General features: G+C 28.0%; 12 protein-coding genes. 7 read left to right on the forward strand and 5 right to left on the reverse strand.

Going from position 1 to position 12,168, the window contains the following annotated elements:
- The first annotated feature begins 227 nt into the window (after positions 1–227).
- The 6 genes from FC87_RS06295 to FC87_RS06315 all read left to right on the forward strand — a co-directional run bounded on the left by FC87_RS06295 (position 228) and on the right by FC87_RS06315 (position 4,822).
- Positions 228–509, forward strand: a complete 282-nt coding sequence (locus FC87_RS06295) for an ATP-binding protein (protein WP_056961941.1) — start codon at positions 228–230, stop codon at positions 507–509.
- Positions 510–579: 70 nt separating this feature from the next.
- The gene (locus FC87_RS06300) at positions 580–828 is read left to right on the forward strand and encodes a hypothetical protein (RefSeq protein ID WP_056961942.1); all 249 of its coding nucleotides are present in this window, start codon (positions 580–582) and stop codon (positions 826–828) included.
- A gap of 160 nt (positions 829–988) precedes the next feature.
- Positions 989–2,176 carry a primase C-terminal domain-containing protein gene (locus tag FC87_RS06305; protein ID WP_009166374.1) on the forward strand — a complete coding sequence of 396 codons (1,188 nt, stop codon included), beginning with the start codon at positions 989–991 and terminating at the stop codon, positions 2,174–2,176.
- A 402-nt stretch (positions 2,177–2,578) separates the two neighbouring features.
- Positions 2,579–2,644, forward strand: coding sequence for an IS3 family transposase (locus FC87_RS07215; RefSeq protein WP_369403831.1), 66 nt, complete (start codon positions 2,579–2,581; stop codon positions 2,642–2,644).
- A 43-nt stretch (positions 2,645–2,687) separates the two neighbouring features.
- Positions 2,688–2,945: a hypothetical protein gene (locus tag FC87_RS06310; RefSeq protein WP_054691118.1), complete on the forward strand. Its 258-nt coding sequence runs from the start codon at positions 2,688–2,690 to the stop codon at positions 2,943–2,945.
- A gap of 191 nt (positions 2,946–3,136) precedes the next feature.
- On the forward strand, positions 3,137–4,822 hold the full coding sequence (locus FC87_RS06315; protein ID WP_162257638.1) for a BspA family leucine-rich repeat surface protein: 1,686 nt from the start codon (positions 3,137–3,139) through the stop codon (positions 4,820–4,822).
- A 345-nt stretch (positions 4,823–5,167) separates the two neighbouring features.
- Here the strand turns inward: FC87_RS06315 and FC87_RS06320 are convergent, their stop codons facing one another.
- Both FC87_RS06320 and FC87_RS06325 read right to left on the reverse strand, forming a co-directional pair.
- On the reverse strand, positions 5,168–5,581 hold the full coding sequence (locus FC87_RS06320) for an ImmA/IrrE family metallo-endopeptidase (protein WP_009167031.1): 414 nt from the start codon (positions 5,579–5,581) through the stop codon (positions 5,168–5,170).
- On the reverse strand, positions 5,562–5,885 hold the full coding sequence (locus FC87_RS06325; RefSeq protein WP_009167032.1) for a helix-turn-helix domain-containing protein: 324 nt from the start codon (positions 5,883–5,885) through the stop codon (positions 5,562–5,564). Before FC87_RS06325 ends, FC87_RS06320 begins: the two co-directional genes overlap by 20 nt.
- A gap of 251 nt (positions 5,886–6,136) precedes the next feature.
- Between FC87_RS06325 and FC87_RS06330 the strand changes: the two genes are divergently transcribed.
- Positions 6,137–8,269, forward strand: a complete 2,133-nt coding sequence (locus FC87_RS06330) for a glycoside hydrolase domain-containing protein (protein WP_035421737.1) — start codon at positions 6,137–6,139, stop codon at positions 8,267–8,269.
- Between the two features lie 488 nt (positions 8,270–8,757).
- On the opposite strand, the gene FC87_RS06340 is transcribed toward FC87_RS06330, so the two are convergent.
- From FC87_RS06340 to FC87_RS06350, 3 genes are all read right to left on the reverse strand, one after another.
- On the reverse strand, positions 8,758–9,813 hold the full coding sequence (locus FC87_RS06340) for a hypothetical protein (RefSeq protein WP_056961945.1): 1,056 nt from the start codon (positions 9,811–9,813) through the stop codon (positions 8,758–8,760).
- A gap of 45 nt (positions 9,814–9,858) precedes the next feature.
- Positions 9,859–10,056, reverse strand: a complete 198-nt coding sequence (locus FC87_RS06345; protein ID WP_156656541.1) for a hypothetical protein — start codon at positions 10,054–10,056, stop codon at positions 9,859–9,861.
- Positions 10,057–10,967: 911 nt separating this feature from the next.
- Positions 10,968–11,441 (reverse strand): hypothetical protein, encoded by a 474-nt coding sequence (locus FC87_RS06350; protein WP_054691105.1) that lies wholly within the window; start codon positions 11,439–11,441, stop codon positions 10,968–10,970.
- Between the last annotated feature and the right edge of the window lie 727 nt (positions 11,442–12,168).

The raw sequence follows: 12,168 nt of genomic DNA on the forward strand, positions 1-12,168 counted from the left end.
TATTAAATATAAATTTGTATCAATTAAAAAATAATAATATCATATAATAAATTAGAAATCCTCTTTTAAAAAATATAAATTATGGTATTGAAATTGTTGTTCAGAAATAATATGACCCAAAACACATTCAAATATGAATACCAGCGTTTTGTTTACACATTGGCGGTTACCGATGTTTTTAATTTATACCTAATTATTTTTAATAAATAATATCAAGGATTTTTTTTGTGCTTAGAGGTATTGGACTAAGTAAAAAATACAAAGAGAAAATATTGTTTGAAGATTTATCTATTGATTTAAGACTAGGAAGGTCAGTAGGTGTCATAGGGAAAAGTACCTTAACAAATACATTAATAGGTCGTATTAATCCAGATAGCGGTAAAGTTGAAATGAGTTTTCCAAAACGCCTTATGTACAGTAAGGTTGGAATTCAGTTTCAAGATTCAAAGCTGGATAATTTACTGAAAGTAAAAGAAATAGTTGAAGAATTTAGATTATTGGATAAATGAATTTGATTCAAATTACATTACATTTTAAATAAAAAGTCTTCATCTCTTATGCATAGGAGTTCTTGTGTTTATGAAAGAATTTATTAAAAAACATTATAAAGGATTATTAGTTACGTTTGGTTTATTAATTTTTATAGGAGGTTTTGCGGTGAAAAAAAATAATGAAGATGCAGAACGAAAAGAAGCTATTAGAGTCGAACATGTTAAGAAAGTAGAATATAAAATTGCTAAAGATTTTGCTGATCATTATGCTGGTGTAAAAAAATTAAATTTGATCATTATTTTGCTTTACCAATGGGACATGTTGTTTTCCCAATGATAATAAATGATTTAGATGATGAAAAGCACACTCTATCATACACAATGGATAATTGGAAACCAGCATTAGAAGATTATGATGTTATTCCTGTAAAAAAGGGTAAGACAAATATTAAAGATGTTGAGATAGTTTACAATACAAAAGAATTGAGATGATATATATGGCTGAAAAAGATAATTATGAAAATAATTGGGATGGTTTTTTAAGTCAGAAAGCTTATCAAGTAGATACTAACAAGTATGGTAAAAGTTCTGTAAAGGAAAATTTTGAATTTAAAGGACAAAAATATCACGTTGTTTACGTGTTAAATGAACCAGCTTTTGTTAGTAAAAAAGGGTCTAGATATCCAGTTTTAGAAGTTTCTAAGATGATTTCTAACAATATCAAAGCATCGATTAAAAATGAATTAGGACAAGTTGATGTTGGCTGTAATAACTTTGGTATTTTTCGTATTCCTCGACAAGATAATGTTATTTATTTCCAATCAGAAATGACGGTTAAATTTTCTGAATTATTAAATTGGAGTAAGAAATTTTATCAAGTACATAAACCTAAGCTACAAGTAATTAAATCAAATAAAACTACTTATGGTAAACAAGTAGACCAGCCTTGGTTTGATTGGCTTTTACATAAGACAGATATTAAACCAGGAATGGGGATTGGACGCCATAATACTGTTCTAACATTGGCATTGGCATGCTATTCGTCACGAATGAATGAAAATGACTGTTATGACCTATTAGATCAATTTAATACTAATTTGAAAGTATCACTAAACCAACGAGACGTAGATCGTTGTATTAGAGACGCTTATTCAGGCATATATAAAGGAGCTAGTTCAATTTACATCAATGAATTAATTGAAACATGGGCTTCAACATCAGAACAAACTAAATTAAAACAAGTTAAGAGTAATAGCTGGTATAAATTTGCTAAAAAACGTGAAGATCGTAAGTACTCACATAAGAGTGAATGGAAACAAGATCTAATAACGTTTTTTAATAAAGTAGCTACAAATAATGAAAATGTAGTTATTTCAACAAGAAAAATACAACAAAATTTAGGGATTAGTCCTAGCTCTTTAAGTCGTGCCTTGAAGTCACTTAAGAAAGAAAATAAATTAATCATAAAAGACACAGGATTTAATAAAAAGAAGGCATATACGACGTTATATACCCTTGTAAGACAGCTTCAAAATAAAAAGGAACAATACCGCATTGATGTGCTAAAAGATATTACAGAAGAAAATATTAATGAATTATCACAATTAGAACAACAACTGAAATCCTTAAAACAAGAGAATAAAAACACTATTATCGTTGATATAGGTGATTTAGATACAGGATAACTTAAGTGCTACCAATTGCCAATAAGATATTTCATTTATACTTTTCTTTATCCTTATATGTTATATATAATAACCAGTGTTTTTAGTTTTTTATATTTTTAAGGATAGTTTTTGATGACATAAATTATAAGATATTATCCAAAAATATTTCAAAAACAATGATTAGTTATTTAGTTGTAGATATGATATTAGATGCATTATGTAAAAATAAAAAGCCTGTGTATTTACATTCTGGGAAGTCAGTACACAAGCTCTCAATATGAAAATGTCCTTAAAGTACATGGAATAAAACATTCTTATTCTTTAAAAGGTTATCCATATGATAATGGGCCGATTGAAGCCTTTCATTCAATTTTAAAACGTGGATTCGCATTTCAAATAAGATTCACAAGTTATTAAGAATTGATTTTGAAAACAGAAAATTATATTCATTGGTATAATACCATAAGAATTAAGATATCTGTCTAACAAAATTTTTGCCATTTATTGACATAGGAACAAGGGGAATAACATGGAAAATAACAATGCTAATATATCGGTTATTATTGGTAATGGATTTGATTTAGGACTTCTTTTATCAATAGGGAAAAGTTTAGAAGAATTACCCACTTTTTCTAATTTCTATAATTGGTTATTTGGAAGACAATTTAATCCTTCTAATAGTATATTTAAAGAAATTAATGATAAAAAAATATCAAATGAAAAATGTTGGGCTGATATTGAATCAATAATTGGTAATAAATTATCTATTTGTATTATTTTATCTTAGGTATTTGTATAATTTAATTATAACTAAGGGGATAACTTTATGAAAAACAAAATATATAACAAACATAACGCCGTAGCATTTTCTACTGGTGAATATAAGAATAGATATAAATCAGTTAAAAGCAGACACGGCTGGGTAAGTATTGGGGTGTAACTTTTGCTTCAATGACTATTATTTTTGGTGGAATGACTGTGTCTGCTGATACTACATCTCAAACATCAGATACAGCAGTTTCAACAAATAATACTAATCCACAAACAACTTTATCTGTTTCACAAAATGTCTTACAAACTACAAATGATCAGACTAAATCATCTGAAAATCAAATTCAGAATGATAGTCAAGTAACTTTACTTAGCCCTAATAATTCTAAAATTAGTAAAAAAGATGAACCTAATCCAGTAAATAATAATCCAAATGAATTTAAAAATAACTTAGTTGATAATAAATTTAAGTCTAATAACACTCAATTTAAAGGTGGAATTACTATTGCAGACGGTGGAACATTTAAATTTCCTCTAAATGGTGGAGCTAGTGCAATTTTCCATGGTGAAAGTGGACAAACTGGAATTTTAGAAATTGTTAGTGGGACTTTGAGTCCTATTTATAATGATAATTATGTCCAATTATTGTCTAATAAAATAACCAGTATTAAAATAGACTCTGGTGTTTTAGTTCCTGTTGATAGTAATAATCTATTTTCTAATTTAACTGATTTAAACAGCATTACTGGATTAAACAATCTTGATTTTTCAAATGTAAATAATATGTCCAATATGTTTAGTGAGGATCAAGCTTTAACTGAAATATCAGGTATTTCTGATTGGGACACTTCCCAAGTACAAGATATGTCTAGTTTATTTCAAGGAGATATTAACTTGAATAGTCTGGATTTATCTAATTGGAATACCAAAAATGTTTCTAATATGAAAAATGTATTTTCAAATGATACGAGTTTAAGAAAACTTAAATTTGGTGATAATACTTTATTCAATTCAAGTGTTGAATTACCAATGGTTTCTAAAGAATACAACGGTTGGGTACAAATTGATAATGTTGGAAATGTAGTGCCTGGTGATACAGCTTTATCATCTGATAAATTAACTGACGGTAATATTCATTATGGAACATGGATTTGGGGAAATTCAGTCCCAAGTAAAGCTTCAATTAATGGTGAAAATGTAACTATTTATATAGGTGATAAGATAAATAATTTTGACTTTAACGCTAGAGCTACTGATAAATTAGGAAATTCAGAATTAGTTAATATTGATACATCACAAGTAGATATTGATAAACCTGGTGTTTATACTGTAACTCTTACTACTGTTGATGGACAAAGTAAAATTGTTACTGTAACAGTTTTAGCTAATAAGGAATCAATTACTGGTAAAAATATTACCATTTATACCGGTAATCAATTTAATGATAATGATTTTGATGCAAGTGCAACAGATAAAACTGGTAAATCAGAAGTGGTTACAATTGATACTTCTAAAGTAAATATAAATGTGCCGGGAATTTACAATGTAACAATTAGTGCTACTGATGGACAAAGTAAAGTTGTTACTGTAACAGTTTTAGCTAAGACAGATAATAAATCTAAAAATGATTCAGGCAGTAATATTATTAATGGTTATAATAATGGAAATTCTTTAATCAATATTGGAACTAACAGTAAACAATCATTAAATAATATTAGTTCATCAAATATTATCACTGGTAAATACAGCAATAAAAATATAAAAAATAATAAACATAAATTAAAAGGAACTCTACCACAAACTGGGGAAGAAACATCTACTTTGTTATTAATGATTGGAGTAACATTAATAGGAACCTTAGGATTATTTGGATTGAAAAAAATTAAAAAATAGTATTATTGAACTAGAATTAATATTGCTCCTATACTGAAAAAAGGTAAACAAAGCTTTGTAGATTTATACAATGATGAAAAACAATTAATGTCTTCAATAGATAGATATTATGGTGTTACAGTTTCAAATGTCTTTAAATGTATTAAAGACATTTGAAAGAATTATTTCTGTAGATGTTTCAAAAAACTGTAACAAAATTTCACAAAGTCAGAACACCGTTAAATCAACGTTTCTAGCGGGTCGATTTTCCGTTTTTCAAAATTCACAAACTTTCACAAACAAAAAGCCTCGTAAACGTTGATTTACGGGGCTTTTATTGGTTAACTTCGCTTAATGGACATTATGTTAACTAATGTTTGTTTTTTGCATTTCTGTAATACAGATGTCTCTCCATGAACTGGGTATTGCAAATAATTCCATAAACTCATCAACGTTAATTTGATATAGCTCTTTTTCCTCTACATAAAATGGAATTAGTAAATCAATAGCATTTACATTAGCTTTTTGTTCATAATGCGGTTTTAATGCTGTTGAAAAATTTAATTTAGCATCGTTGATATCACATTGAAGTACATGACTAATTTCATGGGCAATGATTAAAGGTAAACGACGTTGATTAGGTTCGTTAGCGTTAATAACGATTGATCTAGTAGGAATATCAGCAAATGATCTTGTTTTGGCTAATAATTTATCTGTATAGGTAACTTGAATATCATGATCAAAAGCATAATTAAATAGACTATTTATTATTTCTTGCATCCCGTAAACTCCTTAAAATCTGTAAGACAGTTTCTTTGTCTTCTTCTGGAACGGGCTTTCCACCAAACATCATGATTGTTTCTAGATCGTCTAAATTAGCAGTTGATTTTTCGCTGTTTTCATTTCCTAATAAATAATCGGTTGAAACGTTAAAGTAGTTAGCCACTTTTTTTAATTTTTGAGAATTAGCATTATCAATCCATTTTAGGAGAGTTCCGTTAGGAAATCCCATTTGATGTTCTAATTCACGAATAGAAATATTTTTCTTTTTTGCAAGTTCCTTAATACGTTGATATATAGACATTTTAAGCACTCTTTCATTTTTATTTAGAATATTTTTCTATAAAATTGTTGACATATAGAATATATGTATATATAGTATTCCCTGTAATCAAGTTGATTATTAACGAATATCCCCAACAGACGTGTTGGTTTTTTATTTAAGTTAATTGTAGAGCAATAAACTACAAAAATCAATTGGTTATAGGATATACATGTATATTATTGCGAACAAAGTTGAAAAATTATATCAAAAAATAAATGGAGGAAATAAAAATGGATCAACAAGTTTTAAAAGTACAAAAATGGTTAAATTCAGAATACGGAAAGGTAAGTGGATTTACTAAAATTAAAGAAAATGGACAAACAGGTTGGAATACAATCTATGGTTTGCGTGAAGGATTACAACATGAATTAGGTATTAATCCAGTTGCCAGTGGTTTTGGTGCTCAAACTAAAAATGCTGTAGGTTCTAAAGTAGCAGGATTTGTAGTTGGTTATAAAGGAAATATTGCTAAATTAATTCAAGGTGCATTTTGGTGTAAAGGATATAATCCTGGTTCATTTAATACAACCTTTTCTAAAGATACTCAAGCAGCAGTCGATAGCTTACGTAAAGATGCTGGATTAAGTATTGGTAACCTAACGGTTTCATTGATGGCAGCACTATTTGATATGAGTGCCTTTAAATTATTAGATGGTGGAACTAATTCAGTTCGTCAAATGCAACAATATTTAAATCGTAATTATTTAGCATACTTCGGTGATGATTTAGGTTTAGTACCTACTGATGGTCTTTACCAACGTAATACTAATACGGCTTTGATTTATGCTTTACAAGTATCAATCGGATTAGCTGATAAAGCTAATGGAGTATATGGACCAACTACGATTAATTACACTCCTACAGTTTACCAAGATGAAGCAGGACCAACAGTTAAAATTATTCAATATGGATTAATGGTAAATGGATTTTATGATGGTGCGGTTGATGGAGTTTATAGTGCAAGTGTTGCATCAGCAGTACTTAGTTTTAGAGAATTCATGAAATTAGCCCCTTATAATGGTTCAGCTGATTTAGAGGTTATTAAAGGTTTACTAACCTCTAATGGTGATACTAACCGAGACTCTGATGCTTGTGATACATCATTTCAAGTTTCAAGTGCAACAGCTAAAAAATTAAAAAACTTTGGATTTAATTTAATCGGACGTTATTTAACTGGAACAGTTGGGGTAGGATCTAATCGCCGTCGTAAAAATTTAACTTCATCAGAAATTGAGAACTTAGTTAATGCAGGTTTAAGTATCTTTCCGATTTACCAAGATAACGACGGAAGCGAAGAATACTTTACTGCAAATCAAGGTGTATATGATGCAAATGTTGCCGCAAATGCAGCACAACGTTTGGGCTTTCCTAAAGGAACTACTATTTATTTTGCCGTTGATACCGATGTGCAAGATGGAGATATCGCTGGAACAGTTATTCCATATATGGCATCTGTTAAAAATCATTTACGCAATGGTTATAAAGTAGGTATTTATGGTACTAGAAATGTATGTAATCGAACCTTGAAAGAAGGTTATGCGGTAAATGCATTTGTCTCAGATATGTCGACTGGGTATAGTGGTAACTTAGGTTACAAAATGCCTAAGAAATGGTCATTAGATCAATTCACAGAATTTAATTTTGCTGACATTGCAGTTGATCAAGATGCATCATCTGGTAGAGATACTGGTACTAGTAAATTTAACCCTATTTCACCAGTAACAGTAGACCCTTTACAAGCATTAAGATATATTACTGATAATACAAAATTAGAATTAGACGTTCCTTTAACTACAGTTAATATCACTGATTCAGTAAAAATGGTATTGAATGCTAGTGCATCATTACAAGAACTAGATGGAGATGGAATTTTTACCATTACTAATGGTTCAGTTCCATCAGTAGATGTAACAAAATGGCTAGAAAACAAGTATGATGTAAAAGGATCAGTAGCAGACGTAATTGCTGAAGGATTTAATAAATTTACAGTATCTAAAGACATTAATGAAGGTCAAATGTCTGTATCAGTTAATAATGATGCAGATGGATATATTAGTATTTCTTTAAGTATTAATATTTATCAAATAGAAATTGATAATAAAAATTGGAATACTGAAGCAAATCTATCTATTTCTTTAAAAATTAAACCAAGTAATTTACCATTGATTAAACAAGAAATAGAGTTGTTAAATTTTGTTGAACAGAATTCTAAAAAAGTTGTTATTGGGTTAGCAGTCTTAATAGGTACGATTTCAGGTATTGGTCTTGTAGTAGTTACTTCTCCTGGAGATGCAGCTGCAGCAATTGGTACAGCAATTATTGCATTATTTGTTTCTATAAAAAACGCGATTCAATCTGCATAAACAAAAAGCTAACTAATAGTAAATTAGTTAGCTTTTTTATGATATATTAAATTATTTAAGATACTTGGTAACGTTTATAATAAATAATTCCCATGCAATACATCCAATTGATGAACCTACTATCAATATAATTATTAAAGAAATTGTGTAATCAAATTCGAATCTTATTTTTATAGATACAATTATTGTTAATAGTACCATGATAAATGTATATTTAAACACTTTTTTCTTGGTTTGGATTATAAAATTAATCAACTTATTTCGGCTTGTTTTATTTCTGTAATATTTATTGTATCTATAACATAGTAGAGAAAAAAATAAGATAAAACCTAATGATAAATAACAAAAAATAATTGCAGGGTTAAATTTTAAATTTAAGTACAATAAACATAAGAGCATGATTGTTATCATGAATGAATAAAATTTTATGATTGCTTTTGATTTTTTAATTATTTTTTTGTTCATATTAATTATCTCCTTATTGATTCTTATCTAGATGGACCGAAATCTCTTGAGTTTCTTTGTATAATTTCGTGTAATTCATGAGTTGACGCATTTACAAGGGTTCTCTGATCGTTTGAAACTTGTTTTTCACGATCAGTAATACGTTCTTCACGTTTATCAAGCGTCTCAGCACGTTCATTTAATTCATTTTCTCTTTGATCGAGCTTTTGTTTGATATCACGTAATCTCTTTTGAAAGTCTTCACGTAATTTACGTGCTACGTTTCTTAAATATTCAAAACCCATTCTAAGGTGTTGTTCAAAACCAATTTCTGTTGAAATTGGTTCTTTTTTTTCTTTTTTAAATATCGGTTTATTATCATCATTTGTTTTAATTTGATCTTTAAAATGTATTTTTCCTGTATCAAGTATGATGTATGGTATTTCTTCATAATTAGTTTCACTTGTCATATCAGACACTTCATTTCGGTATTTTCCAAATGGAGGTATTTCATTTTTTTGTTTTGCAATTTTTTCAAATTTAGTTCTAGCTTTTTGACGTCGTTCAATATTAGATTTAATAACAATATTATTTTTTGGATCTAAGTCAATAACTGAAAAAGATAATGATTGATATTCATTTTGATAATTTTCTTGTTCAATTTGAATATCGTTTTTTTCAATAATGGTATCATATAAATCTTTATCAATTACATGATTTGGATCATAGTATTTAATTTCTTCGGCATATTCAAGGGCTTTATCTTTTTCATTTACTTCTCTGATAAGTTTATAACTATCGAAATCCGCAATATGCTCTCCAGTTCGATATAAATTAAAATCAAGGTCTAATTCTGGTGCTAAATATTGATTAAAACTATCGACTAAAGCTTGATCTTCTTGTTTTCGCCACCAACTTAAAGCCTCACGGCTATCACTGATTTTATGGCCGTTATTTTGCTCTCTGTAAGCTCTTTTAATCATATTGCTAAAACTGATACTAACTTTCCCTTTTTTGCTAGTATCGCCTGCACCGATTAATTGAGCATGAACATGTGGAGTACTTTCGTCAACGTTGGTTACAAACTTAGTTATTTTCATATTTGAATTACGTTCGTTGAACTTTTGAGCATAGTCCGCAAGGGCTTAGCTTTCTAGTTTTAAAATACGTTTCTTTTCATCATCGGTTTTTCCGTCCAATAATTGATCTTGAACTTGTTTATTGGCAAAAGTAGCGACAATTGTTTTATCGAATGACTGGCTCTTATCTAGTACATATTGATGAACATTACTTTTCATTCGAGCTTTATGACCACTAGCTTGTTGCTTTTGGTTAAAATTCATAAATTCAAAACCATACAATCAAAAACATGCTACTATTAAATAGCCGGCTCTTCGCAAATAAATGCGAAGGAGGTTCTCATATGTTAAACTCTGTAATTTATCCAATCATTGTGGGAATAGTATTAACTATTTTCAACCGTTGGTACAATGATTGTAAGAAGTAGTCGGCAAAATGCCAACCACATAAAAAAAGCCACAGCTATTCGCATTAGCTGTGGCTTTTGTGTTCTCATATACTCTGCTCTGTATACATATATTATACATAATTTATTGATTATGTCACATTAAATAGATTGGATAAAATTTTTGGAGATTAAAAAACAGTGATAATATTCAATCTATTCAGTGATGATTAACTTGGGAAGTCAGTCTTAGGACTGACTTTTTTATTTACCGTTCGAAGTAATTATAGAATTTGTCATTTAAAAAAATTACACAATAAATCAAGTTTATTTAAGTAGGTATAGTTGTCATTTTAAGGTCTTTAAATTCTATAAATTATATCTAATATTTATTTTAAATTAGATAAAGTGGTTTCAATCTATAACATATCAAATGATTTGAATAAAAAAGATGACAATAATAAATATGGTAACTATATCAAACCAAAACAATTTTTTTAAGAATTCTAATATCTCCATAAAAATGTTCTCTATCAATTATTTCTGAATTAGTTATTTTTATAAAAAACAGAGCATAAGGGGAAACTGTCCCAACATTCGTTGGAGACCTTGCAGTGCAAGGGTTTTCTATGGGGACACACTTATTATAATACGTGCCTAGTTGGCACACGATTTGTGTCCGATTGGCACATTTTATTTAGTCGCTTTGCTGATGAACAATTGAAAATAAATAGTAAAATTTTAGCTATTTTTGATGAGATTATATTAATAATTTGATCTTAAATTTGCTTACGTTGTTGGTCTATTTGAGTCGTAATCATGAAAAAATTTAATTCCCATATCAGCCAATGACTTAAATAAAAACTCTCGTTCATCAGGAGTTACAAACCAAAATTTAGTTGCAAATTCTAAATCACGTGCAATTGAATCTGAAAGATAAGTAAATTCAGAAGATACTCTAGTTATATCAAGTAAATTCTTTCTTATATTTTTGTATGTTTTAGGTTTTCTTTTTATTAGATTATTAATTTGTTTTCTAGTTTTAGATAATTGTATTTCGCTATTAAAGTAATTTTTCATAAATGTAGAATCACTATAATAAATATCTACTCGACGGATTAATTCTCTTTTTGCATAAGGTTGAATTGTTAATTCTAATTTTTCACTAAAATAAGTAGCATATTTAATGTTTTCTTTTAAAAATAAAAGGGTTTGTTCTTCGTTTTGAATATTGTGTAAATTCACTTTTAAATATTCAATCATACTAATCACTTCCTTATTATTAATCTTAGCTTTATCAAATAAAATAGGGATACGAATTAATAAATAGATTATAAATTATTTAGGTAAATGTTACTATTACTTATATTTATTCATTTTTTTGTGTTTTCACTTTTTTATTTATTCGTATGTATTAATAAAAATTTTGTCAAATTAAAAACCAAATAAATAGTTATTTTAGATTTTTATAATAGCTAAGCAACAAAATTAAGCAAATTATGGTTTACGTAAATCAAACGTAAATCTTATGGTTGTTACACGTAACCTTAAAACAGGCGGCATTATTGGAAAACCCTTGCACTGCAAGGCATTCCGAACTTTGGAATGTAGTTTTCCCTTATGCTCTGTTTTTACTTAAATTCATTGGAAATATTATGGTACTTATATGTGAAGACTAAAATGGATTAATTATGTTTGAAACTAGAATTAGAAATATTTATGAGTATTTATTAAATTAAATAGATAGAATTTCACTTGAATTAGGGATTAATATATTTTTTATTTATTTGATATAAAATTGTATTTAAAAAACAAGATTTATGATTATTAATTCAGATATTAATAAGATTTATGCACACTAACTATCTTTAATTTATTTTAAAATGTATTTTTTAATTAAATAGTTTAATGTTAAAAAGTGTTAAAATTATTTTAACAATTCTTATACATAGGAGTTCCTTTGTCTATGAAAAAATTTATAAAAAAACAT

This window comes from Fructilactobacillus florum DSM 22689 = JCM 16035, from assembly GCF_001436645.1.
In the GTDB taxonomy this organism is placed as follows: Bacteria; Bacillota; Bacilli; order Lactobacillales; family Lactobacillaceae; genus Fructilactobacillus; species Fructilactobacillus florum.